At 38.7% G+C, this 24,256-nt stretch carries 23 protein-coding genes and 1 other annotated feature; of the genes, 3 read left to right on the top strand and 20 right to left on the bottom strand.

The annotated features are described in order from the left end of the window. Positions 1 to 255: 255 nt before the first annotated feature. The 10 genes from ACFOY7_RS11725 to ACFOY7_RS11680 all read right to left on the bottom strand — a co-directional run bounded on the left by ACFOY7_RS11725 (position 256) and on the right by ACFOY7_RS11680 (position 9,325). Positions 256 to 1,017 (bottom strand): PAS domain S-box protein, encoded by a 762-nt coding sequence (locus tag ACFOY7_RS11725; protein WP_390252277.1) that lies wholly within the window; start codon positions 1,015 to 1,017, stop codon positions 256 to 258. 86 nt (positions 1,018 to 1,103) lie between these two features. After that, complete coding sequence (locus ACFOY7_RS11720; RefSeq protein WP_390252276.1) at positions 1,104 to 1,400, bottom strand: DUF3817 domain-containing protein; 297 nt, start codon at positions 1,398 to 1,400, stop codon at positions 1,104 to 1,106. Positions 1,401 to 1,543: 143 nt separating this feature from the next. After that, on the bottom strand, positions 1,544 to 2,203 hold the full coding sequence (locus ACFOY7_RS11715) for a DUF4386 domain-containing protein (RefSeq protein ID WP_390252275.1): 660 nt from the start codon (positions 2,201 to 2,203) through the stop codon (positions 1,544 to 1,546). Positions 2,204 to 2,230: 27 nt separating this feature from the next. Further along, the gene (locus ACFOY7_RS11710; protein WP_390252274.1) at positions 2,231 to 2,452 is read right to left on the bottom strand and encodes a helix-turn-helix transcriptional regulator; all 222 of its coding nucleotides are present in this window, start codon (positions 2,450 to 2,452) and stop codon (positions 2,231 to 2,233) included. Beyond that, complete coding sequence (locus ACFOY7_RS11705; RefSeq protein WP_390252273.1) at positions 2,445 to 2,951, bottom strand: hypothetical protein; 507 nt, start codon at positions 2,949 to 2,951, stop codon at positions 2,445 to 2,447. The genes ACFOY7_RS11710 and ACFOY7_RS11705 overlap by 8 nt, the downstream gene beginning before the upstream one ends. Before the next feature lie 423 nt (positions 2,952 to 3,374). Further along, positions 3,375 to 3,836, bottom strand: a complete 462-nt coding sequence (locus ACFOY7_RS11700) for a GNAT family N-acetyltransferase (protein WP_390252272.1) — start codon at positions 3,834 to 3,836, stop codon at positions 3,375 to 3,377. Between the two features lie 522 nt (positions 3,837 to 4,358). Then, positions 4,359 to 5,936 carry a tetratricopeptide repeat protein gene (locus tag ACFOY7_RS11695; protein ID WP_390252270.1) on the bottom strand — a complete coding sequence of 526 codons (1,578 nt, stop codon included), beginning with the start codon at positions 5,934 to 5,936 and terminating at the stop codon, positions 4,359 to 4,361. A 210-nt stretch (positions 5,937 to 6,146) separates the two neighbouring features. Continuing rightward, positions 6,147 to 6,908, bottom strand: coding sequence for a succinate dehydrogenase iron-sulfur subunit (sdhB, locus tag ACFOY7_RS11690; protein WP_390252268.1), 762 nt, complete (start codon positions 6,906 to 6,908; stop codon positions 6,147 to 6,149). A gap of 18 nt (positions 6,909 to 6,926) precedes the next feature. After that, a complete protein-coding gene (sdhA, locus tag ACFOY7_RS11685; protein ID WP_390252266.1) occupies positions 6,927 to 8,678 on the bottom strand; it encodes a succinate dehydrogenase flavoprotein subunit in 1,752 nt (583 codons plus the stop codon). A 38-nt stretch (positions 8,679 to 8,716) separates the two neighbouring features. Continuing rightward, the gene (locus tag ACFOY7_RS11680) at positions 8,717 to 9,325 is read right to left on the bottom strand and encodes a succinate dehydrogenase cytochrome b558 subunit (RefSeq protein ID WP_390252264.1); all 609 of its coding nucleotides are present in this window, start codon (positions 9,323 to 9,325) and stop codon (positions 8,717 to 8,719) included. A gap of 363 nt (positions 9,326 to 9,688) precedes the next feature. Here ACFOY7_RS11680 and ACFOY7_RS11675 point away from each other — a divergent pair, with 363 nt between their 5' ends. Further along, the gene (locus tag ACFOY7_RS11675; RefSeq protein ID WP_390252262.1) at positions 9,689 to 10,117 is read left to right on the top strand and encodes a YslB family protein; all 429 of its coding nucleotides are present in this window, start codon (positions 9,689 to 9,691) and stop codon (positions 10,115 to 10,117) included. Positions 10,118 to 10,136: 19 nt separating this feature from the next. Here ACFOY7_RS11675 and uvrC read toward each other — a convergent pair whose 3' ends face one another. From uvrC to zapA, 7 genes are all read right to left on the bottom strand, one after another. After that, on the bottom strand, positions 10,137 to 11,924 hold the full coding sequence (gene uvrC / locus ACFOY7_RS11670; protein WP_390252260.1) for an excinuclease ABC subunit UvrC: 1,788 nt from the start codon (positions 11,922 to 11,924) through the stop codon (positions 10,137 to 10,139). A 257-nt stretch (positions 11,925 to 12,181) separates the two neighbouring features. Continuing rightward, positions 12,182 to 12,496, bottom strand: a complete 315-nt coding sequence (gene trxA, locus ACFOY7_RS11665) for a thioredoxin (protein WP_089742766.1) — start codon at positions 12,494 to 12,496, stop codon at positions 12,182 to 12,184. A gap of 183 nt (positions 12,497 to 12,679) precedes the next feature. Then, positions 12,680 to 13,087: a DUF350 domain-containing protein gene (locus ACFOY7_RS11660; protein WP_390252258.1), complete on the bottom strand. Its 408-nt coding sequence runs from the start codon at positions 13,085 to 13,087 to the stop codon at positions 12,680 to 12,682. An 18-nt stretch (positions 13,088 to 13,105) separates the two neighbouring features. Beyond that, complete coding sequence (locus ACFOY7_RS11655) at positions 13,106 to 15,454, bottom strand: endonuclease MutS2 (RefSeq protein ID WP_390252256.1); 2,349 nt, start codon at positions 15,452 to 15,454, stop codon at positions 13,106 to 13,108. Positions 15,455 to 15,467: 13 nt separating this feature from the next. After that, on the bottom strand, positions 15,468 to 17,189 hold the full coding sequence (polX, locus tag ACFOY7_RS11650) for a DNA polymerase/3'-5' exonuclease PolX (RefSeq protein ID WP_390252254.1): 1,722 nt from the start codon (positions 17,187 to 17,189) through the stop codon (positions 15,468 to 15,470). A 72-nt stretch (positions 17,190 to 17,261) separates the two neighbouring features. Next, positions 17,262 to 17,789, bottom strand: a complete 528-nt coding sequence (locus ACFOY7_RS11645; RefSeq protein WP_390252252.1) for a CvpA family protein — start codon at positions 17,787 to 17,789, stop codon at positions 17,262 to 17,264. Positions 17,790 to 17,814: 25 nt separating this feature from the next. Beyond that, positions 17,815 to 18,075 (bottom strand): cell division protein ZapA, encoded by a 261-nt coding sequence (gene zapA / locus ACFOY7_RS11640; RefSeq protein ID WP_390252251.1) that lies wholly within the window; start codon positions 18,073 to 18,075, stop codon positions 17,815 to 17,817. Between the two features lie 171 nt (positions 18,076 to 18,246). On the opposite strand from zapA, the gene rnhC reads away from it, so the two are divergent. Beyond that, complete coding sequence (rnhC, locus tag ACFOY7_RS11635) at positions 18,247 to 19,188, top strand: ribonuclease HIII (protein WP_390252250.1); 942 nt, start codon at positions 18,247 to 18,249, stop codon at positions 19,186 to 19,188. A gap of 101 nt (positions 19,189 to 19,289) precedes the next feature. Here the strand turns inward: rnhC and pheT are convergent, their stop codons facing one another. The 3 genes from pheT to ACFOY7_RS11620 all read right to left on the bottom strand — a co-directional run bounded on the left by pheT (position 19,290) and on the right by ACFOY7_RS11620 (position 23,896). Beyond that, positions 19,290 to 21,716, bottom strand: a complete 2,427-nt coding sequence (pheT, locus tag ACFOY7_RS11630; RefSeq protein WP_390252249.1) for a phenylalanine--tRNA ligase subunit beta — start codon at positions 21,714 to 21,716, stop codon at positions 19,290 to 19,292. Positions 21,717 to 21,732: 16 nt separating this feature from the next. Next, complete coding sequence (pheS, locus tag ACFOY7_RS11625) at positions 21,733 to 22,767, bottom strand: phenylalanine--tRNA ligase subunit alpha (protein ID WP_390252248.1); 1,035 nt, start codon at positions 22,765 to 22,767, stop codon at positions 21,733 to 21,735. Positions 22,768 to 22,848: 81 nt separating this feature from the next. Then, positions 22,849 to 23,087: a binding site (T-box leader), on the bottom strand. 68 nt (positions 23,088 to 23,155) lie between these two features. Further along, positions 23,156 to 23,896, bottom strand: coding sequence for a TrmH family RNA methyltransferase (locus tag ACFOY7_RS11620; protein WP_390252247.1), 741 nt, complete (start codon positions 23,894 to 23,896; stop codon positions 23,156 to 23,158). A 100-nt stretch (positions 23,897 to 23,996) separates the two neighbouring features. Here ACFOY7_RS11620 and sspI point away from each other — a divergent pair, with 100 nt between their 5' ends. After that, positions 23,997 to 24,203: a small acid-soluble spore protein SspI gene (gene sspI, locus ACFOY7_RS11615; protein WP_390252246.1), complete on the top strand. Its 207-nt coding sequence runs from the start codon at positions 23,997 to 23,999 to the stop codon at positions 24,201 to 24,203. Positions 24,204 to 24,256 lie beyond the last annotated feature (53 nt).

The raw sequence follows: 24,256 nt of genomic DNA, 5'->3' as shown, positions 1-24,256 counted from the left end.
GGAGAGATGAAAAAACTGGAATAGCCTGTTTCATCACTGTAAATCGATATTAAGGCTTCTTCTTGCTCATCTCTTTAGCGCGAAACAAATGGACCCCCATATGACGGATTCATCTGACGAAATATTTAAATATATTTAGAGAATTTTAAAAATTTGAAGGGATTATAAGTATAAGAGGTAATTAGCAGCCTGCAAGAGGAAACACTTTCCACCTAAAAAAAAAAAAGAAGAACAGAGAGAGTCCTCCTTCCTGTTTTAAGATTTCACATTTAAACCAAGGTAAGAAAGTGCATTTTTGACTGTTGACATTGTCGGGAATGAGGATAAGTCAATGTTTAAACTGGTTGCTTCTATCGCTAATTCGGGTCTTAAACCAGTGATAATAGATTGTACTCCTAGAAGTGATAAAACACTGCCTATTCGAAAAAGAGAATCAATCACCACATCATCTAACGAATATACTCCAGAGAAATCTATAATTAAATGGGTAATATTTAGGGATTGGACCTTTAATGGTACAATTTCCAGAATCTGGATCGCCTTTTCTTGATCTATTTTACCTACTAATGGCAACACCCCTATTTCATCCAGAAGCGGAACAACCGTTGCTGACAATTCATTAATTTGCCTTTCCATTTCTTTTTGTTTCTCTTCCGTTATTTTGCGATCAGTTATATCTCTTATGTAAGTTTGAATCGCCTTTTTGTTTCCTACCATAACAGGATGACAATATAATTCAACATCAACCGTTGTGCCATCCATTTTGTATACCGTTTCCTCAATCACATCTGCCGGACTAGCATATGCTCCTGTTATACGTTTTTTAATAGCCGATTTGGACGTCTCCTGGAATATATCCAATGGACTGATACCTATAACTTCTTCCTGCGTCGTTTTAAAAAGTTCCTCTGCAGCAGGATTTATGTACATTATTCTATAGTCCGTATGAATGATAATTGGATCAAGTGAATAATCCAAAACTTCACGATAATCTATCTCTGATATATTATCACTCACAATTATCCCTCCTTATACTCACTAGTGTAACATATATACAAACAAGAATCTTTTATTACAATTAATTGGAATCATTCCATTTTTATTTAGTTGAAGGATACCTTGCGCAGTCTTACATCAAAAAGAAGATTACCGAATGGAATAAATGCAACAGCTATTGCTGAGATCACCCATAATAAAGACCACCTGATCTTAAAAGTTACATATGCTATGACAGCCAGATACAAAATAAATAGTACACCATGAAGCGTACCGATTACGGTAACTGCTTCAGGAAGTCCAGCTAAATATTTAAGCGGCATTGCAACAAATAATAAAACAAGCAGGGATAAACCTTCTAAAAAACCTATTATTCTAAATCGGCCAATCGGTGAGTTAAACATAATTATCCTCCTATACTTTATAAAATGCTCCTCAATAGATTATTCTATATACCATTTCCATAATCCTGCTTCAAACTTCAACATATATACCCCCTGCTTCGAAATCCATCTCTGATTGTGGAAGGCAGAGGATTGCTCATTGCTTACTTTGCAGGTGAAAAGCCCATGATAATAAGCCATACTGCCATGACCATTTCCTGTAATGCAAGGGGCATCATCAAAATCGTGAATGTTGGTCCGAATAGTCCAAAGACACCTGTCGCTAAGTAGATTATGCCGGCAATAAAACCCCAGCCCGATAGCCATTTCGGTATTAGTCTGGATTGATATAATAAGTAATAAAGCATCAAAGCACCAACGCTAAATACAACTGTTGAGATAGCCTGAATCTGTTCACCTGAGTCCACTATTATATTTTCCATCACCTGAAAAATGGTATTATCGAGAGAAACTGAACGAACAAATTCCTTACTAAAAACCACTAACACTAGCAAGCTAATCGCATATGCAAGATAAGTAAAGTTCTCAAGCGCTCCACGAAAAACCACATACCCAAGAGCCAAAGCTTGATTAGTCTTTTTAACAATCGGATAAATAATAATTGGAACAAATGCAAGAGAAATACCCATGATCAATATAAAAACGACTCCTAAAATTATATGGCTTTCATTTGTGGAAACTGTCATAAACAAATCGGTACTCTCAAGGATCGACCCTGTAAACATAACACTTAATATGCCTGAAATGGTTCCAATGATATATAACAACCCAACAAATGCAGCAGTCCTTTTATGGTTGATCATTTTCTATTCCTCTTCCCTTTTATGTTTTTATTCTTTCCTTTCATATCCAAACACTTCACCGATTTCTAATTCGAATGTCTCAGCGATTTTAAAAGCTAGTTCCAATGAGGGAGAGTATTTTCCCGCTTCTATTGAGATAATGGTCTGTCTCGAGACTCCTACCTTTTCAGCCAGCTGCTGCTGTGTCATTTCATCAGCAAAGAAACGTTGTCTTCGGATGTTGTTTGTAATTTGAAGTTTCTTAGGCATTCTTTACCCCCTTTCTGTAGAAGTACAGCTGGGCCAATCCTTGACTAAGCGAGCCTGCAAAGAACGATAAAAACAAGATGTTGAGCATAACTGCACTTGAATAATCTAATACCTGGGAAACAAGGGCTGTGACAAATCCAATTGCTACAACAATAAAGCCAATTTTGATTGATTTTAGTTCAATAAGCCGATTCATTTCATCTGGAACCATATCTGATTCGATTGTTTTCTGTATTTCCTTCTCATTACGGTGGCCATTCCTAATTCTTTCCTGTACAGTAACTGCTATAGAATGAATAATATGAAAAATAATTTGAATTATAATGGCAGCGACAATTCCTATCCCGATAAACAAAAGTATGATACCTGACCAGAATTTCATATCATTTGTACCAATCACGCCCAACTGATACTTCTGATATGCATAAGTACAATATGCCACCAAAATAATGGTACCTGTCAGCATTAAAATAATAGCCTTTTTTTCATGAAACGACATATCTAACACCCCTCCGCGTAATAGATTATATACATATTGTATGATTTTTTTTACATCATGTCAAAGCGATTAAACATTATTGTCTGTAAATTTTTGATGACATCCAATTTTTTTGCTTGATAGAGTTTTAACTATCCTGGGAAGTTAGTTCAGAGTGGATGGATCATACAAAGAGTCCAAACAACACTGTATGCGAGTATGTAGGTGGAAAGGCACTTCATAGGAAGGAGACATAGTGGAGTATATAAAAGCATTATTGATTGCCGTCCAAATTATTTGGCGGAAGATTTAATACAGGCGGAATCTCTAGGAAACTTTATCCTATCTTGTGACCTTCCATTTTATAAATTACGAGGCTGAGACATATCTAAAAAGCAATATCCTAGCAAAGATTGATGAAACCTCAGCCTCCTGATTCGTTGCTCACAGTTTCATTTTTAAACCCTCATGTGTTGCTTTAAATCCCAGTCGCTGATAGAATCTCAGAGCATCCTGTCTGTCTTTGTCTGTTGTAAGCTGAATTAAATGGCAGCCACGGGCTTTTGCTCGTTTAATAGCCCATTGGATAAGTGCTGTTCCTATCCCTTTATCACGATAAGTCCTGGCAGTTCTGACACCTTCAATTGTAGCTCTCCATCCGCCTTGATGTGTTATATATGGTGTGAAAGTAATTTGCTGGACACCAATAATTTCTTCTCCTTGATATGCAATAATTAATTCATTATTAGGATCAGAGCTAATTGCCTGGAAAGCTTTTAGATAACTTTCTGGCAGTGGCTGTTCATACTTTTCCCTTTTACTGCCCAAAACGTCATCAGCAAGCATTTCAACAACTTTGTCCAAATCTTGCTCTGCAGCCATTCTAAAATGAATTTCTCTGTCCATAAAGTAGCCTCCTTTGTTAACACGGGGACATCAATTGATTTAAACTGTCGATAAGTTATATGCAATTTTATCCCTATTATTCCTTAAGAAAGCAATCAGTTGGCAAACGGAGGCAGATGGTACAACACCCTGCCAAGAAGATACCTGTACCTCTGTCCTATAGATAGAATAATAGCTCATATTTCTCCCCATTTTTTTAAATCCGCCCCTAACGATACATTTCTTTTTCGGTGGAATTTTCCTGTTAAAAATTTATCCAGAACGAGAAGAATAAAAAGGTGAGTTGATTCCTTTCCGTTTATTATTTTCGAATTCTTATAGGGACTAATCGTCCCGGGAAATAATCCACTGATCCATTCAATAACAAAGATTATATATAAAGGGGATCTCCCATCTGTTAAAGGCTATCAGTCGATTTGCACTTTGATACGAATAATTAGTATATCTCTGAGGAATCATTAAGGTAAAATTTGTTCCGATGCCAATTAAAAATGTCCGAGGCATTTGCCTGGACATTTTTCTTTAATCATATTGAATGGTTTCTTCCCTAAAACCACTATCACCATCATCTTCGGACAATCCATCCATCTCATAATATCTTGCTTCTAATTCTTTAAATTCACTCGTATTGCGGATCGTATCAAAAAAAGCATCATGGAGTGCATTTGCGAAATAGTAAGGGTCATATTGTAATACAATCTCTAAATTAGAGATGGCTTCTGACATGTTCTGTTTATATGCTGCAATGGCTGCTATTCCATAATAACCATCAGGGTAATCAGGGTAATTCGCAAGGATTTCCTGATAAATTGCTTCCGCTTCTTCTACTTGTTCATAATAAAGGTGAAGGTCTGCTCTATATGTTTGGACAGGGACGTTCATCGGATCTCTCAAAAGAATTTCATCAACCATTTCGATGGCTTTTGTTTGATCACTGAGTATATCATAAGTATTTGCTAACACCCAATAGGCATCAATGTCGTCTGGGACATAGGATAAATATGTTTCCATGTTTTCTATCGATTGGTCATAATCTGACAATTCATAATGGATGAGCCCCAGTCCGTAATAGGCACTAGCTGTATCTTCAGTAATACCCAAATCAATCGCCATATTAAATGCTTCTATACCTGATTGATATTCTTCTAAGCCATAATAAATGTTTCCTAGATTAACATATTCATAAGTATCATTTGGAGCAACTTCAAGTGCTTTGAGGATTGCCTCTAATGCTTCTTCATTTCGCTCAAGCAAATTGAGAGCCCAGCCTTTATTATTTAAGGCAATATCATTTTCCGGTTCGATTTCCAATACTTGATTTACGAGCTCAAGACCTTCTTCATAATTTCCTTCATTTATTAACGCATATGCTTTATTATTTAATGCAACAAGGTCTGTCGGTTCTTCCTCTAGATCTTTTTCCGCATTCGTCAGGATTGTTTCATAATCTTCTTCTTCTAATGCATTGTTGTATTGTACTGTATCATATATTTGCAAACCTCCTGCCCCCCAACTGAATAGGAGAAACAGGAAGACTAGTGTATGTACAATGTAGACAACTGGCTTCATTTTCTTAAATTGATGATAGTTACAGAAGCCAATCACAAATATAAGCATGCTCCACCCATAGGCGATAACTTCAAAAAATAAGAGTAAATTAAAAAGAAATGCTTCCTGCTCTGTCATTGAAGCGAACAATTCTGCTGTAAATATATCCGGGAAAAGAATGATTTCCATAATCCATAATGGAATTAATAATAGATGTGGAAGAACAGACCAGCCGACAACATTCTCCATCTGACGATAAGTAGCTTTCCCTTTAAAAAGCCGACCAATTTTCTCCGCAAAAAATGCTCCAACTTTAATTCCAACAAATCCAGCTAATGGTCCTAGAAGGATTGCCAGAACAATAAGCACAATGATAGAGAAATGTTCCCCCATTTCGACCGTATAAAATCGATTTAATAGATTGGTGCTGCCTAATCCCAGTGACAGCAATAATAATTGTTGCCAACTTAACCGTTTTTCTTGCCATTCTTCAAACATGCGTACAGGTTGTGATAAAAAGGATAAACCTGGACTTTTCGTCTCATTTTCCATTGGTAAGCCTCCTCAAGTAAACATCAAATATTATAATATAGATATGGTAAAACTGTAAATATTTATCTGTTTATGTTTAAGAGAATGATTGAATAGTAGGAGGAATTATTTTAGTTTTAGGTGTATATCACCATATTTACACACAATGCAGGTAATGCTTTTTACTTATATACAAAAAAACCTGTTCCATTTAATGGAACAGGTTTCCTATTAATAATTACTGTCACTACCGAAGAAGTTTTTAAATGATTGAATATTCGTATCACGGTTTAATGCCGCGATAGATGTAGTTAATGGAATACCTTTTGGACAAACTTGAACACAGTTTTGCGAGTTACCACAGCCAGTGATCCCTCCATCTTCCATCAATGCTTCCAGACGTTCCGCTTTATGCATTTCACCAGTAGGATGTGCATTGAACAGGCGCACTTGAGAAAGTGGTGCTGGTCCAATGAAGTCTGACTTGCTGTTAACGTTTGGACATGCTTCTAAACAGACACCACACGTCATACATTTCGATAACTCGTATGCCCACTGACGCTTTTTCTCAGGCATTCTCGGCCCTGGTCCTAAATCATACGTCCCATCAATGGGAATCCATGCTTTCACTTTTTTCAAGGAATCAAACATGCGGCTTCGGTCAACGACCAAATCACGGACTACTGGAAATGTTGACATTGGTTCAATGGTAATTGGTTGTTCTAATTTATCAACAAGTGTAGAACATGCTTGTCTCGGTTCCCCATTGATAACCATCGAACAAGCCCCACATACTTCTTCTAAACAGTTAGACTCCCAATTGACTGGGGGACGTCTTTCTCCATCCGCGTTGTAAGGATTACTTTGGGTCTCCATTAGAGCTGAAATAATATTCATATTCTTACGATAGTTGATCTTATATGTCTCCTGATATGACGGAGAGTCCGGGCTATCTTGTCTTGTAATAATCAGCGTTATTTTATCTTCAGCCATCTCTTGCTACCCCCTTGATTATTTTTTCTTACTATAGTCACGTTTCCTTGGTTTGATTAATGATACATCAACCTCTTCATACGAAAACTTCGGTGCATTGTTAGCAGTATCGAATGAAGCCATTGTAGTCTTTAACCATTCCTCATCATTACGTTCAGGGAATTCCGGTTTATAATGTGCCCCGCGGCTCTCATTCCGATTATAAGCACCTTGCGTAATAACACGAGCAAGATGTAACATGTTTTTCAATTGTCGTGTGAACATAACGCCCTGGTTGTTCCACCGGGATGTGTCATCCATATTAATGTTTTCCCAGCGTTCCAGCAACTCCTGGATTTTCTCATCTGTTTTTAACAGTTTCGCATTGTCACGAACAACTGTTACGTTATCTGTCATCCACTCTCCAAGCTCTTTGTGGATTTGGTAAGCATTTTCCTCACCACGCATGTTAATCAATTGCTCGAATTGCTCTTCTTCCTGCTTTAATTGTTGATCAAAAACAGTTGAAGGGATATCATCTATTGTTTTTTCTAATCCCTCGATATATTTAATGGCATTCGGTCCTGCGACCATACCACCAAAAATAGATGATAATAATGAGTTAGCTCCAAGACGGTTGGCACCATGTTGGGAATAATCACACTCACCTGCAGCAAAAATACCAGGAATATTTGTCATTTGATCATAATCAACCCAAAGACCACCCATTGAATAGTGAACAGCAGGGAAAATTTTCATTGGCACTTTACGTGGGTCCTCCCCAACGAATTTCTCGTAGATTTCGATAATTCCACCAAGTTTTATATCAAGTTCTTTCGGATCTTTATGTGATAAATCAAGGTACACCATGTTCTCGCCATTGATTCCCAGTTTCTGATTAACACAAACATCAAAAATTTCACGTGTGGCGATATCACGTGGTACAAGGTTTCCATATGCAGGATATTTTTCCTCTAAGAAGTACCATGGTTCCCCATCTTTATATGTCCAGATACGACCACCTTCTCCACGTGCAGACTCGCTCATTAAACGAAGCTTGTCATCACCTGGGATTGCTGTCGGGTGGATTTGAATGAATTCACCGTTTGCATAGATTGCACCTTGCAAATAAAGTGCCGCAGCCGCAGAACCTGTGTTAATGACAGAGTTCGTTGATTTTCCGAAGATTATACCAGGTCCGCCTGATGCAAAAATCGTCGCATCCCCTTTAAACACTTTAAATTCATGTGATTTGATGTTTTGACCGATAACGCCTCGGCCAACACCTTCTTCATCAATAATTGCTGAAATAAATTCCCAGCCCTCATATTTCGTTACTAATCCTTGTACTTCATAGCGTCGAACCTGCTCATCTAATGCATATAATAATTGCTGCCCTGTTGTCGCACCAGCAAATGCAGTACGGTGATGTTGTGTTCCACCGAAACGACGGAAATCCAGTAAACCTTCATTTGTCCGGTTAAACATAACACCCATTCGATCAAACATATGGATAATACCTGGCGCTGCCTCACACATCGCTTTTACTGGCGGCTGATTTGCTAAAAAGTCCCCGCCGTAAACCGTATCATCAAAGTGGATCATCGGAGAATCTCCTTCTCCTTTTGTATCTACCGCACCGTTAATTCCACCTTGTGCACAAACAGAGTGAGACCTTTTTACAGGAACAATCGATAATAAATCCACATGTACTCCTGCTTCTGCTGCTTTGATTGTGGCCATTAATCCTGCCAGACCACCACCGACAATAACAATATTGCGATCACTCATTCCTACTCACTCCTTCTTTTTCTAACATTACTAATCTATTAAACAAATGCGAACAATGCGCGAATACCTATATATGTTACCGCAAGGAAAACGATTAAAGTTGCGTATGTAGCAATCTTCTGTGAACGTGGTGTTACTGTAATCCCCCATGTCACTAAAAAGCTCCATAGTCCATTAGCGAAGTGGAATGTTGTAGAAACAACCCCAATCACATAGAACCAGAACATTGCCGGGCTGGCTAAAATATCTCCCATTAAGCTGTAATCCAATTCAACATTGCCAAGTCCGATTTGCACACGTGTTTGCCATACGTGCCAAACGATAAAGATAAGTGTAATTATCCCAGAAATACGCTGCAAGAAGAACATCCAGTTACGGAAAAATCCATAACGTTTAACATTGTTTTTTGCAACAAAGACGATATACACCCCTAATACCGCATGGAACAAAATCGGCAAAAAGATAATGATAGCTTCCAGTGCGAAACGGAATGGTAATGATTCCATAAAATGTGCCGCTTTGTTAAAACTCTCTGCTCCATACACTGCGAAATGATTGACAATTAAGTGCTGGATTAAAAAGATACCAATTGGCACTACCCCTAATAATGAGTGTAACCTACGATAAAAAAAATCCCTATTCTCCATCTCTTTTTTTACCCCCCTCTAACATAGATAAGTGTTAAAATTTCAACATACGATTTTATATTAAACTACTTTAAAGCGCTTTACATCTCGTCATAAGAGATTTCTCTTTCGTATCATCCATAAATGAACGAGACAACCCATCCAAGGAAATTCGTATATTGTCAACACAACTATTGTACTTCTATCACGGGAAAGCGTCAAGAAAACGAATACTTTTTCTAATGATTAGTTGTCGATTTTTAGGGGAATAAATCTTGTATCCAGTGAAGCTGAAAAGAAATACATCATATTACTTATTGCACCATTTGACAAAAAAGTAGATAATAAAACTATACGGATTGTTGGTAAGAGAGGGGTCAAATCTTGATAGATAAAAAGACAAATATCGCAACAATTATTGCAAATCTACATATTACGGGCAGTGGCTATGATCTGTTACGCTATATTGGGTTGCCTGACATGCTTGGCAAGGATTCTGATTTAATTTTATATGTAATGGGTAAAAATTTGGCAGGCAAAAGTGATTGGGTAACAATAGAAGAAGTAATGGAATTCTTCCGTCATGTCGGCTGGGGAGAACTGCAGCTTGTGAAAGAAAAACGCCGCGGGAATGTGTTTCAATTAAGCGGGGAAGTGATTGAAGCTCGCATTGAAACAATTGAAAATATTGAGTTCCGCTTAGAAGCTGGTTTTCTGGCATATGTAATGGAACAGATTACTAGTAAATCTTGTGAATGTATTGCCGAAGTGAAGAAAGACTTCGTCGAATTCCAAGTTATGTATAGTGATTAATAGAAAAAGATGATCATTTCTAATCAGAAAGATCATCTTTTTTTAATTGTTCAATGATGTTCCTTGCAACAGGCTCCGGAATACCTAATTTAATTAAATCTTCTATACTTGTATTCTTAATCTCGTTTAAAGATTTATAGTGTGTCAGGAGAAGTTTTTTCCGCTGCTCACCAACACCTGGTATATCATCCAGTTGGGAACGAAACGCACTTTTACCTCGTAATTGACGGTGGAAAGTTATCGCAAAACGGTGGACTTCATCTTGAATTCGTTGGATAAAATAAAATTCCTGTGAGCGGCGGTCAAGTGAAACAACTTCTGCCGGATTACCATACAGCAGTTCGCTCGTTCTATGTTTCTCATCTTTCGCAAGACCACAAAGCGGAATATCTAAACCTAATTCATTTTCCAGTACATCAATCGCTGCTGACATTTGTCCTTTCGCCCCATCGACAACAATAAGATCTGGTAATGGCGCTCCTTCTTTTAACACCCTAGTGTAACGTCTGCGAATAACCTCACGCATTGTATCATAGTCATCAGGACCTTCAACTTGTTTAATCTTATATTTCCTGTATTCTTTTTTGGCAGGCTTACCATCAATGAAAACAACCATTGCGGAAACAGGATCCGTTCCTTGAATGTTCGAGTTATCAAATGCTTCAATTCTGTACGGTGTTTCAATATGAAGTTTTTCACCTAAACTTTCAATTGCCTTTATGGTACGCTCTTCATTACGTTCAATTAAAGAGAATTTCTCTTCAAGGGCAATTTCTGCATTCTTTTTCGCCAATTCAGCGAGCTCCTTTTTCTGGCCTCGCATCGGGATATGGACGTCCACTTCCAGTAATTCTTTTAGGATATTGACATCTGTAGGGACTGGAACAAGAATCTGTTTCGGTTTTGGATGATGATGATGGAGATAAAAACTTCCTATAAAGCTTAAGAATGCTTCTTCCGCATCATCAAAAAATGGAAACATAGATACATCCCGTTCAATCAACTTTCCTTGCCTGATAAAAAATACTTGGACACACATCCAGCCTTTATCATAGCTGTAACCAAAAACGTCGCGGTCAACCTGATCTTTCATTGTCATCTTTTGTTTTTCCATCACTGCTTCAATGTGCTGAATCTGATCACGTAATTCTTTCGCCCGCTCAAAATTCAGCTCTTCCGAGGCGTTCAGCATTTTCTCCGTTAACTGTTCCTTAATTTTACGATGCCCTCCATTTAAAAACCTTGCTATCTCTTGAACGATTTCGTTATATTCTTCTCGTGATGGCGGGTTTTCTGCACATGCATAACATTGATGCATATGATAATACAAGCAGTGCCGTCCTTTAGGGTTATTACACTTTTTCAGAGGATAAAGCCGATCCAATAGCTTTTTCGTTTCCCGTGCTGCTATTACGTTCGGATAAGGTCCGAAATATTTCCCTTTATCCTTTTTCACTTTCCTTGTGATAACAAGGCGTGGGTGTCGCTCATTGGTAATTTTCAAAAAAGGATAGGATTTATCATCTTTTAGCAATACATTATATTTTGGATCATATTTTTTTATCAGATTCATTTCGAGAATAAGTGCTTCAATTTCTGAGCTTGTCACAATATATTCAAAGTCTCTAATTTCGCGAACGAGCCGCTGTGTTTTCTGATCATTCGCCCCAATAAAATAGGACCTGACCCTGTTGCGCAGCTTTTTGGATTTACCGACATAAATGACTGTACCGTGTTTGTCCTTCATTAAGTAACAGCCAGGCTGCATCGGCAATACCGCAAGCTTTTCTTGAATATGCTCATTCAAATGGGTCACCTCCACTATTCTAATTCATGCTAATAATTGGTTCTGGGATTCATCTTACTTTTGCTCTTTATCTATATAAGTTCAGTAGTTGTATAAAAAAATCTGCGCCATCAGTAATTTCATCAAATCCCGGATTCTGCTTCTGATGTTTAGACGCCTGTCTAATCATCCATGCCTGACTCCAAGTCTGATAGGATTTTAACAAAAAACAATCCCTCATTATAGTATAGCACTATAATAAGGGATTTGGAATTTGATTAAGCATGTTTGTTGATTAACTCAACAAGTGCTTCTTTTGGTTGGTATCCAACTACTTGATCAACAACTTCGCCGTCTTTGAAGAGTAGTAATGTCGGGATACTCATCACACCGAACTTACCAGCTGTTTCTTGGTTTTCATCAACATCTAATTTAACGATCTTTACTGTTTCGCTCATATCTGCATCTATTTCTTCCAACACTGGTGCGATCATTTTACAAGGTCCACACCATGTTGCCCAAAAGTCTGCTAAGACTAAACCTTCACTAGTTTCTGTATTAAAATTAGAATCTGTCGCTTTTACAATTGCCATTATATTTCCTCCTTGTATTGCAAATTTCTAGTCAAGTATACCATTACTAATGAAAAACTTACTAATACTTTGCTTATCATTGCTAGCTTATACCGACATCACGTAATAAATTCCTACAATAAGAAAAATAATTGCTACTGCAATTAACACATATGCCAATGTCTTCATAGTGTGCCACTCCTCTTAACCGATACTCGAACCAATTACAAACGATAAACCGACTGAAATCACCATCGATATAAAACCAACTGCCCTGTTATCACTGGCAATCTCCTTATCGATTTTATAAGTTGGTGTAAGAAATTCAAAAATAAAGTAACCGAGCAATAATAAAATAAAGCCGAAACCGCCCCATACAATACTTTCTAAAATCGTGTCATTATGCTCGATTGTATAGCGGAAAATGTTTGCGATCCCGAATATCTTCCCACCTGTTGCCATTGCAACACTTATATTGCCTCGCTTAATCTCATCCCAATTTTTATAGGATGTCACTAATTCGAAAATGACAAGGAAGACAACTAAACAAAGTACTGCCACACTATACCTTGCCGCTGTCTCAATAAATGGATTCGACCAGAAATCTGACATCTCTCCACCTCCAGTTAATTATTTCAATTCCAGTACAGTGACACCAGATCCGCCTTCCGACATCTCCCCATCACGTGCATGAGCAATTCGTGAATGCTTTCTTGCATAGTCACGTACTCCTTTACGCAGCGCGCCAGTTCCTTTTCCATGAATGATCGAAACATGGTTATATCCTGCCAGTAGTGCATCGTCCATATATTTTTCTAACTGTTGTAATGCTTCCTCATAACGCTCACCACGCAGATCGAGCTCTGGCTTGACATGATAATTCGAGCCTCTGACAGTTGCCAGCGGCCTTTCGACAGTCGGCTCTTCTCTGCGAATAAATAACAAGTCTTTGCGCTTTGCCTTCATCTTCATTATTCCTACTTGCACTTGGAATTCGTTTTTCCCGGATTGCTCGATAATTGTTCCTTTTTGGTCTAAAGTCAATAACCGAACTTCATCCCCTGGCTTTAATTCCTTGGCTTTGCCTTCATCAAAAGCTGCTTGCTGTTTCTTCTCTTTCTTCGACAATTCTGGCTGGGCATCTTGCAGTAATTTCTTTGCCTCGATCCATTCATGTTCCTTCCACTCCGATTCTGTTTGCATGTTACGCAATTCAGATACAATGATTTCTGCTTCTTCACGAGCTTTCGCAACAGCCTTTTCTGCTTTTTCTTCCGCCTTTTTATATAATGCTTCTCTTTGCTGTTCAAACTGTTGCCATTGTTTTTCCACGTCTCGCTTTAATTGTTCGGCATCCTGTAAAATTTGCTCCGCTTTTTCATAATCTGATTCTGCTTTTCTTCGTGAGGTTTCTAATGATGCAATCATGTTTTCCACACTTTTTGAATCTGCTCCAATATGTGTTTTCGCCTCTTGAATCACAGCATCGTCCAGCCCAAGCCGTTTTGAAATTTCGAATGCATTACTTCGACCAGGTACACCGATTAATAAACGATAGGTTGGCTTTAATGTTTCGACATTGAACTCTACCGATGCATTAATAACACCATCCCGATTATAGCCATATGCTTTTAACTCAGGATAGTGCGTTGTTGCAATAACACGGGCGCCTCTTTCGATCACATAATCTAAAATAGACATTGCCAGTGCGGCACCCTCCTGCGGGTCTGTCCCTGCCCCTAATTCATCGAATAGTAATAACGATTGATGATCGAAACTTTTTAGTATGTCAACAATGTTTGTCATATGGGAAGAAAACGTACTTAAGCTTTGCTCAATTGACTGCTCATCACCGATATCTGCGTATACGTTGGAGAATACGGCCAGTTCACAGCCATCAAGTGCTGGAACTTGCAAGCCGGACTGTGCCATCAGTGTACAAAGTCCAACCATTTTTAATGTCACTGTCTTCCCGCCAGTATTGGGTCCTGTGATCACAATAGCCGTAAATTCCTCGCCTAGCTCGACATCATTTGCGACAACATCGTCTGTATCAATAAGCGGATGACGCGCTTGTTTCATTTTAATTACACCGCGATCATTCATTTTTGGACGACTAGCCTTCATAGCATGGCTTAATTTTGCACGGGCAAAAATAAAATCAAGTGTTGCTAATGCTTCTGCATTCTGCAGTAATAATTCCTCATCCTCTGCCACTCTGACAGACAACTCTTTTAATATCCGTTCAATTTCACGCATCTCTTCAACTTTTGCTGCCGATAACGCATTATTTAACTCTACAACAGATTGCGGCTCCATAAATAATGTCTGTCCAGAGGCCGATTGATCATGCACAATCCCGCCGATTGCCGAGCGATACTCTTGCTTCACTGGTAATACATAACGGTTATTTCGAATCGTTATAATCGCATCTGATAACATCTTCGCTTTTGTTCTTGTCACATTTTCCAATCTGTCACGAACTTTGTTTTCATTTGTACGAATTTTTGTACGTAAGCTGCGCAATTTATCTGACGCACCATCCATCATATGACCATTATCATCGATACAGTTTTTAATCTCCCGCTCCAATTCATTTAATGGCACAATTTCTTCCGTAATGTCGCGAATAATAGGCAGCTCTAAATCGTCCAGTTTATCGATAAATAGTTTCAATTGCTTTCCGCCATATATGGTACTCGCAATTTCCAAACATTCGTGTGTGCTTAATACACCGCCAATCGCAGCCCGCTTCACATGTGGTTTAATATTTGTGATACCGCCAAGTGGCACATTTCCTTTTAATCGTATAACATGATACGCTTCATCTGTTTCATCTTGCCACCGGATAACTTCCTCTAAATCAGTAGAAGGAGCAAGTGATCGTGCTTTTTCTACACCAAGTGATGATGCTGCCTGTGCGATTAATTGCTCTTTTATTTTGCTAAACTCTAATACGTTAAAAATTCGCGCATTCATTGTCGCACTCCTCCTATTTCTTCTGTTTCATTAAAAATTCAATCAGTTTGTCTTTCGGCCAACTGTTCACAACCGTATCTGTAGTCAATCCGCCCCGACGCGCTGTCCCACAGCCAATCGGCATATGTTCCAACATGTCATAACTATGGGCATCTGTATTAATCGCTATCTTCACGTCTTTTTCCTGGGCAAGTGCCACCCATTCTGCGGCAAGGTCTAATCGATTGGGGTTCGCATTTAATTCGAGAATCGTATTCGTTCGTTTTGCTTGATCAATCAGCCATTTGACATCAACGCGATAACCATCCCTTTTTCCTAAAAGTCTTCCTGTAGGGTGTGCGATCATGTTCACATATGGATTCTCTAACGCTGTTAACAAACGTTGATGGATCAGTTTCTCGCTTTGGCTGAAACTGGAGTGTATCGAGCCAATGACAAAATCGAGCTCTTGCAGGAAATCATCATTAAAATCGAGCGATCCATCTGGTAAAATATCCATTTCAACACCGCGGAAAATATGAAAATCAGGGTATTTCTTTCTTGCTTGTTCGATTTCTATTGCTTGTTTGCGCAGTCTTTCTTCATTTAATCCATTCGCAACACGTAAATATTTGGAGTGATCGGTAATCGCAATATAGTCATACCCTTTTTCGATCGCGCGTTCCACCATCTCTTCCACAGATTGGGCGCCATCACTCCATGTTGTGTGCATATGAAGATCGCCTTTCATATCATGATCTTGTAAAACTTGAATCTCTCCTTCGGCGAGCTTCAGTTCATCTTTTCCTTGACGTAATTCCGGCGGGATATAAGCAAGTCCAAAACTTTGGAAAAACTGTTCCTCGGAAGCAAATGTTTCCACTTCACCTGTTTCCACATCTTCTACACCATATTCACTAATCTTCTTCCCTTGTGCTTTCGCTAGTTGACGCATCAGCACATTATGATCCTTCGATCCAGTAAAGTGGTGTAACGTTGTTGGGAACTCTTCATCTGTCACGATACGGAAATCGATGCTCACATCATAGTAGTGATTTACTGTAACCGAAACTTTTGTATCACCTGCTGCAATAGTCTCCACAATTCCGTCCATTTCCAGCAGTTTCTTTTGGACAGCTTCAGGCTTGTTTGTTGACACAATAAAATCTAAATCCTTAACCGTTTCACGGAATCTGCGCATACTTCCTGCAATAGAGAAGCGGATGATTTCATCGATCGTTTCTAAATATGCTTCGACTTTATCAACAATCGGCAGAACAAATGCTACAGGAAGCCGTTCTGGCCGTTCATTCACTTTATTTAAAGCATCAAGAATTTTTTCTTCTGTTTTTTTGCCAAACCCTTTTAAATCTTGGAGCTGGCCATTTTCACAGGCTTTGCGCAATGTTTGAGCATCGGTAATATTTAATTCCTTATACAGTTTCGCTAACTTTTTCCCGCCTAATCCCTGGACATGTAAAAGCGGGATGAGGCCTGCTGGTACTTCTTTCTCCAACTCGGTAAGTGTTTCTGATTTACCATTTTCCATATAATCGGTTATGACGGCTGCTGTTCCTTTTCCCACACCTTGTATTTTGGTGAAGTCTGTGATCGCAGATAAAGACCGTTCATCTCTTTCCAATGCTTGTGCTGCCTTTCTGTAGGCAGATATTTTAAAAGGATTTTCTCCCTTTAATTCTAAATATGTAGCAATTTTCTCTAGTAATTTAATGACATCTTTCTTATTTACAGTCATCACAAAACTCCTTTCGCGCAAATACCCTTGCGAAATCATCGTGGCAAGGGTATGTCTTCATTATTATCTGTCTTAATTTGCTGGGTCATTCGCAAACCATATATCACGGATTTTTTCTGATAAAACTGGTGTTTGTTCAATAATGAATCTGGCTAATGATGATGCTTCCAACCATTCCTGGACTTGTGGCACTGGTGCAAGTGCAGCGATATACAATAGGACGAAGATAATTAGATAGACTTCTATAAAACCCAGAATGGCACCAAGCCAGCTATTTACCAAACCTAGGAGAGGCAAGTTTGCAACAAAATCTAACATTGTAGCAATGATTTGTAAAACAATTTTTGTAACAAAAAATAAGATACCGAATGCAATTGCATTATAATATGCTGTCTCAAGCGGTAAATTACCTAGAAAGACAGCCCACGGTGTATCTTCGGAAAGTTGGGGATATGGGATCCACATTTCTAATTTAGGGGCGATATCTTTATAGTATAATGCTGCAATGACAAATGCGATAATAAAGCTTGCTAGGTGTAAAACTTGCAGGATTAATCCTCTTTTTAATCCAACAAAAAAACCAATTACAAGAAAAAACAAAATAGCTAAAGTAACCATGACAATATTATTCCTCTTTCTCCTCCAGAAGATTTTGCAATACTTCAAAATCCTCTTTTAATTTTATGTAATCATTCATTGTATTAATTGCTGTTAAAACGGCTAAACTAGTTGTATCAAGGGATTTATTAACCTCATGTATTTCCTGCATCTTTTCATCTACTAAGTTTGCAATTAATTTAACATGATCTTCTTTTTCTTCCCCTACAACTTTATAGGATCTTCCATATATTTTAACAGTAGTCCGTGATTTTTTCGGTTGGGTCACCTTCATACCCCCTACAAATTCTTTTCACTTATCTGATTATACTATTAATACGTGGTATAACCTAGTAAAACCTTAAATTTTATATTAACATGAACGAGCCAAATAGAAAACTATTCTGATAAGATAAACTCTGTTATACTAGTTGGTAGATACAATGAAGGAGCGATTTATTTGTCAAATGTAGTTATACAAATGAAACGGGAAGAATTATCTGCAGTGAAAGAGTATTATCTTGATGCAATTGTAAGTATGCCTCAGAACGCATTGTTTTTAGCAAAAGTGAATGGTACCTCTATTACAGCATATGCATCAGGTAAAGTGATGTTCCAAGGGACGGATTCTCAAACCGAAGCAAATAAATGGCTGCAAAAAGGCGGGACTGTTGCGAGCAGCAGTAAGAAAAAAGCCTCAAAATCGGTGAACGATCACGATTATGCACCATCAAATGATATCTTCACAAGTGCACATATTGGAACAGATGAAGCAGGGACTGGTGATTACTTTGGTCCAATTACCGTTAGTGCTGTATTCGTTTCAGAAGACCAAATCGATTATTTGAAAAAGCTTGGTATAACAGACTCTAAAGCATTAACAGATGACCGGATTCGTTCCTTAGCGAAAGAGATAGTACGTGCGGAAATTCCGTACACCTTATTAACAATGGATAATGCGAAATATAATCGACTGCAGGAAAAAGGCTGGAATCAAGGCAAGATGAAGGCAATGTTACATCACTATGCCATTGAGAAGCTTATGGTCAAAATAGATGAAGAACAGCCTGTTTTGATTGACCAATTTTGCCAGCCATCTGTTTATATGAAATATATCGGGACAGAAGGTGGCGAATTAAGACCTGACACCTTTTTTATGACGAAAGCAGAAAGCCATTCCACATCTGTTGCGGCAGCATCCATTCTTGCTCGGGCTAAATTTGTAAAAGAAATGGATCTTTTATCTCAGCGATTTGGTGTAACCATTCCAAAAGGGGCTTCAGCCAAAGTCGATGAAACAGCTGCCTATCTAATAAAGAAACGCGGTCGCGATGTATTAAAAGATGCTGCGAAAATCCATTTTGCGAATACAGAAAAAGCGATGAAATACCTAAATAAGTAGAGCTCCGAATGCGGGCTCTTTTTTTGTAATTAGCTGTGGTGCTTTTCCGTATCGTGTTTCATAAAAAAGAACTGCACCCTCTCGGATACAGTTCCTCTCATTTAACCTCTTAGTTGCGCATCAAATTGCTTCGCTGTTTCTTCTAAAATCGCCTGATAAGATGCTTCTACTTCCTCATCTGTCAATGTTCGTTCCGGATCTTGATAGAATAAGCTATAGGCAATTGATTTTTTACCTGCTTCTAAGTGCTCACCTTGATACACATCGAAAACTTGAATGTCTTTTACAAGTTCTCCGCCCGCTTCAGCAATTACTGCCTGGACTGCACCTGCTGGTACTGTTTCATCAACAACTAGTGCAATATCACGTGTAACACTAGGGAAACGCGGGATAACAGCATAGTCTGGTTCATTATCGTGAATGGCTAATAGATATTCAAAATCAACGTCAAATACATACGTCTCTTTTAAATCATAAGCTTTTTGCATTGCTGGATGAACTTGACCAACAAACCCGATGGCACGATCACCAACAAAAAGTTGCGCCGTACGCCCCGGATGCATGCCATCGATTTTTGCCTGCTTATATGTCACATCGATTTTTAATGAAGCGAACAATGCCTCTAACACACCTTTTATAACAAAGAAATCTGCAGGTTTTTTCTCTTGCTGCCACGGGTGTGTCAGCCACTGACCTGTTATTACACCAGTAAGGCGCAATTTTTCTTCCGGTTGTTTCGTTACATTTTCTTCCTCAGAGATAAAGATACTGCCAAGTTCATAATAAGCAACATCTGCCTGTTTTCGTGCTAAATTGTATGCAACAGAGTTCAGCATTTCCGGTAATATACTGACACGTAACGTACTGTGCTCTTCACTCATCGGCATAGCCAGGGAGACGGTCGATACCATTTGTTCTTTTACTTCAGGACTGACAAATTGTTCGGCACGATCTTTACTTGTTAATGAGTAAGTAACAGTTTCTGATAACCCCGCACCTTCCAAGAAACGTTTCACATGGCGCTTCAATGCTTGATTTTTGGTTAAACCGCCTGCCTGGGAACCGCCTTGTGGTAATGTGAATGGCAAATTATCGTAACCAAAGATACGTGCAACTTCTTCGACCATGTCTTCAAAAATGACAATATCCTGACGGCGAGTTGGTGCGGATACGACAAATGTTTCTCCATCTTGTTCATAAGTAAAATGCAATTTACGTAAAATATCAGCAATCTCATCATTAGAAATAGATGTTCCTAAACGGTCATTAATGGTAGATGTCCAGATCGTAACTTTTTTCTCTGAATAATCCAACTGGTCAAACTCGACTGCACCTGATAAAACAGTTGCCCCAGCATACTCACTCAATAATTGACAAGCTCGAACACCGGCTTCACGAACACGATTCGGGTCCACCCCTTTTTCATAACGGTTTGATGCTTCACTGCGAAGATCGAAAGCTTTTGAAGCTTTCCTTACGGTTTGCCCGTTAAAGTATGCTGCTTCTAACAATACGTTTGTGGTTGTATCAGAAACCTCTGAATCAGCTCCACCCATGACACCAGCAAGTGCTACAGGTTCCTTGCCATTTGTGATGACTAAATGCTCAGCAGATAATGTTCGTTCCACATCATCCAATGTAACCATTTTCTCGCCATCCTTCGCCATACGAACAACCACTTCATCTGAACCGAACTTATCATAATCAAATGCATGCAGCGGCTGACCATATTCTAATAAAACATAGTTCGTAATATCGACAACATTATTGATTGGGCGGATCCCTGCTGCCATTAAATAATTACGCATCCATAGCGGGGATGGGCCTACTTTGACATCTTTCACAACAAATGCTCCATAATATGGGTTCACATCCGTTGCTTCTACTTTTACCGACACATGATCCTCAGCCACTTCATCTGCTGCTCTTAGTGAGGTTTGCGGTAAACGGATCGGCACATCAAGGATTGCCGCAACTTCATATGCAACACCTAGCATACTTAATGCATCAGAGCGATTTGGTGTTAAACCAAGCTCGATGATAATGTCATCTAAGTTCAACAACTCAGTTACATCTGCACCAACTTCTGTATTCTCAGGGAAGACAAAGATCCCGCTCGCATATTCTTTCGGAACATATTTCTCTTCAACACCCAGCTCTTGCAGTGAGCAAATCATTCCATTTGATTCAATGCCACGTAATTTTGCACGTTTAATTTTAAAATCCCCTGGTAAAACAGCACCAGGTTTTGCTACTGCTACTTTTTGCCCTTGGGCAATGTTAGGTGCCCCGCAAATAATTTGCAGTGTTTCTTCCCCAACACTCACCTGACATACATTTAATTTATCTGCATTCGGGTGTTTTTCACAACTTTCCACATAACCGACAACAACGTTTGTGCTGGTTTGTGCAAACCGTTCAATCCCTTCAACCTCAATCCCGGATTTCGTAATTCGTTCCGCAAGGTCTTCTGGTGATAATTGATCGATATCGACATAATTTTTTAACCAATTTAATGAAACAAACATCCTTTTCAACTCCTCCTTATGCTTGATGGTATTGCTTTAAGAATCGTATATCATTTGTATAGAAGTGGCGAATATCATCAACCCCGTATTTCAACATGGCAATTCGCTCAGGACCCATCCCGAAAGCAAAACCACTATACTCTTTCGGATCATACCCAGCCATCTCTAAAACGCGCGGGTGAATCATTCCTGCACCAAGAATTTCAATCCAGCCAGTTCGTTTACAAACACTGCAGCCCTTGCCATTACACACTTTACATGAGATATCCATTTCAACAGATGGCTCAGTAAATGGGAAGAAGCTTGGACGTAAGCGGATTTCACGATCTTCACCAAACATATGCTTTGCAAAGCGGTCCAGCACACCTTTTAAATCACTCATGCGCACATTTTTATCAACATAAAGTCCTTCAATTTGTGTAAATTGATGGGAGTGTGTCGCATCATCTGTATCACGGCGATATACTTTCCCTGGACTAATCATTTTCACTGGACGTTTATCTTCCGATGCACTCATTGTACGCGCCTGTATTGGTGACGTATGTGTTCGCAATAACAGTTCTTCCGTGATGTAGAAAGAATCCTGCATATCACGTGCAGGGTGTCCTTTTGGTAAATTTAATGCTTCAAAGTTATAATAATCTGTCTCTACTTCAGGACCTTCACGCACCTCGAAGCCTAAGCCAATAAATAAATCCTCGATTTCTTCCACAATACTTGTTAAAAGGTGTGGACCACCAACCGCAACAGGACGACCTGGTAATGTTACATCGATTTGTTCTTCTGCCAATTGTTTTTCTAATTGTGCTGCTTCAATCCCAGCTTTTTTCTCATCAATGGCTTCGGCAATATTTCCTCTCACCTTATTAGCAAGTTCGCCAATTACCGGACGTTCTTCTGCCGATAATTTCCCCATCCCTCGTAAAACCTCTGTGATGGGACCTTTCTTCCCTAAATATGCAACTCTTACATCTTGCAGTTCTTGCAGTGTGGAAGCAGCTTCTACTTTCACTAATGCTTCCTGTTCCAATGCCTGTAATTGTTCTTTCATCAGTTATTACCCTCCTTTAAAAAATTGAAAAACTTGAAATGGAACTACTATAAGATTGTATAAAAAAAGCCCCATCCCCTAAAAAGGGACGAGACTGTATGTATCGCGGTACCACCCTTGTTGATATAGCACATGCTATACCCACTTGGTTTTTGATAACGGAAAAGTCCGGAACACCTTTACTCTTAAGAAACAGAGGTCCAAGTGCCAGCTCCAGAGTGAAATTCAACAGGCGATTGTTAGAAACACTTTCAGTCAGGTGGTGTTTCTTCCCTTATAAACAATAGTTGCCTATTTACTAGCTCTTTCTCAGCTTTTTATCAAGTTTTACTTCATATAGTATAATGAAACGTCTGAGATGATGCAAGTCCTAATAAATAAATTTTGCTCATTTTCCCACAACATAATACATTAAAATTGCGGCAGCAATGCTGACATTTAATGATTCTGCCTGGCCATGGATCGGAATGATTACATTTTGGTCTGCCTTTTCCATAAGTTCAGGTAAAACACCCGAACCTTCATTACCCACAATTATCGCTACTTTTTCCGGAACTTCCAGATCATGATAGACGCTTGCTTTCTCCAATCCAGTTGACCAAACCTTTACACCAGCCGACTGAAGATGTTTGATTTCATCAGCTAAATCTGCTTCGATTATGTTTAAATGAAATATTGATCCTTGGGTTGCCCGGACAACTTTCTCATTATATAAGTCGACCGTACCTTTGCCAAGTATCACTGTATCAAACCCAGCTGCATCTGCTGTCCGAATCATTGTACCTACATTACCAGGATCTTGTACCCGATCGATTAACAATGCTTTTGTTACAGTTTGATCAGAAAACTTCTTCTTTTCTACAATAGCAGCAATTCCTTGTGGGGATTTCGTATCTGTTATTGTACTCATCACATTGTCCGAAACGGCAAAATGCTCATATTGTGAAAGTTCTCCGATATCCACATTTCCTTCTTCATAAATAACTTCAACAATTACCCAATCACTATTATGGGCTTCTTCAATCAAATGAAAGCCTTCAATTAGAAATCTCCCACTGGCGTCCCGTTCCTTTTTCTGCTTTAATTTACGCCATTCTTTAACTTTTTCATTTTTCACTGATGTAATCATTTTTCTTCATCCTCGCTGATTAATTAGTTTTATCATACATATTTTTGCTTCCTGTGGTCAAACTATAATGAAAAAAACATGTCAATATGAGGTGAAAATGATGGATTTAAATTTAAGAAAAGCAATTATGTCAAACATTCATGGAAACACTGCAAATGATTTAGAAGCAACAATTGTTGATGCCATTCAAAGCGGAGAAGAGAAAATGCTTCCAGGCTTAGGAGTATTGTTCGAAATTTACTGGCAAAATGCAGCAGAAGAAGATAAGCAAGAAGTACTAGATGCATTAGAAAAAGCTGTACAATAAGTCATAAAAGCATTGCATGTTTTAGAAGAACATTGTATATTTAATCTATCAGC

It is taken from the genome of Gracilibacillus xinjiangensis, from assembly GCF_042651765.1.
In the GTDB taxonomy this organism is placed as follows: domain Bacteria; phylum Bacillota; class Bacilli; order Bacillales; family Amphibacillaceae; genus Gracilibacillus; species Gracilibacillus xinjiangensis.
Note: the sequence above shows the minus strand (reverse complement) of the source record. Positions and strands in the feature narration are given on the sequence as shown.

Excerpts from the sequence above, each read along its gene's own strand:
- ACFOY7_RS11700 (WP_390252272.1), bottom strand. The coding sequence starts at position 3,836 with ATGGACAGAGAAATTCATTTTAGAATGGCTGCAGAGCAAGATTTGGAC.
- ACFOY7_RS11655 (WP_390252256.1), bottom strand. The coding sequence starts at position 15,454 with ATGAATGCGCGAATTTTTAACGTATTAGAGTTTAGCAAAATAAAAGAG.
- pheS (WP_390252248.1), bottom strand. The coding sequence starts at position 22,767 with ATGAAAGAACAATTACAGGCATTGGAACAGGAAGCATTAGTGAAAGTA.
- sdhB (WP_390252268.1), bottom strand. The coding sequence starts at position 6,908 with ATGGCTGAAGATAAAATAACGCTGATTATTACAAGACAAGATAGCCCG.
- ACFOY7_RS11660 (WP_390252258.1), bottom strand. The coding sequence starts at position 13,087 with ATGTCAGATTTCTGGTCGAATCCATTTATTGAGACAGCGGCAAGGTAT.
- ACFOY7_RS11710 (WP_390252274.1), bottom strand. The coding sequence starts at position 2,452 with ATGCCTAAGAAACTTCAAATTACAAACAACATCCGAAGACAACGTTTC.
- pheT (WP_390252249.1), bottom strand. The coding sequence starts at position 21,716 with ATGTTTGTTTCATTAAATTGGTTAAAAAATTATGTCGATATCGATCAA.
- sdhA (WP_390252266.1), bottom strand. The coding sequence starts at position 8,678 with ATGAGTGATCGCAATATTGTTATTGTCGGTGGTGGTCTGGCAGGATTA.
- ACFOY7_RS11715 (WP_390252275.1), bottom strand. The coding sequence starts at position 2,203 with ATGATCAACCATAAAAGGACTGCTGCATTTGTTGGGTTGTTATATATC.
- sspI (WP_390252246.1), top strand. The coding sequence starts at position 23,997 with ATGGATTTAAATTTAAGAAAAGCAATTATGTCAAACATTCATGGAAAC.
- ACFOY7_RS11695 (WP_390252270.1), bottom strand. The coding sequence starts at position 5,936 with ATGGAAAATGAGACGAAAAGTCCAGGTTTATCCTTTTTATCACAACCT.
- ACFOY7_RS11680 (WP_390252264.1), bottom strand. The coding sequence starts at position 9,325 with ATGGAGAATAGGGATTTTTTTTATCGTAGGTTACACTCATTATTAGGG.
- trxA (WP_089742766.1), bottom strand. The coding sequence starts at position 12,496 with ATGGCAATTGTAAAAGCGACAGATTCTAATTTTAATACAGAAACTAGT.
- polX (WP_390252254.1), bottom strand. The coding sequence starts at position 17,189 with ATGACTGTAAATAAGAAAGATGTCATTAAATTACTAGAGAAAATTGCT.
- ACFOY7_RS11705 (WP_390252273.1), bottom strand. The coding sequence starts at position 2,951 with ATGTCGTTTCATGAAAAAAAGGCTATTATTTTAATGCTGACAGGTACC.
- ACFOY7_RS11720 (WP_390252276.1), bottom strand. The coding sequence starts at position 1,400 with ATGTTTAACTCACCGATTGGCCGATTTAGAATAATAGGTTTTTTAGAA.
- ACFOY7_RS11620 (WP_390252247.1), bottom strand. The coding sequence starts at position 23,896 with ATGATTACATCAGTGAAAAATGAAAAAGTTAAAGAATGGCGTAAATTA.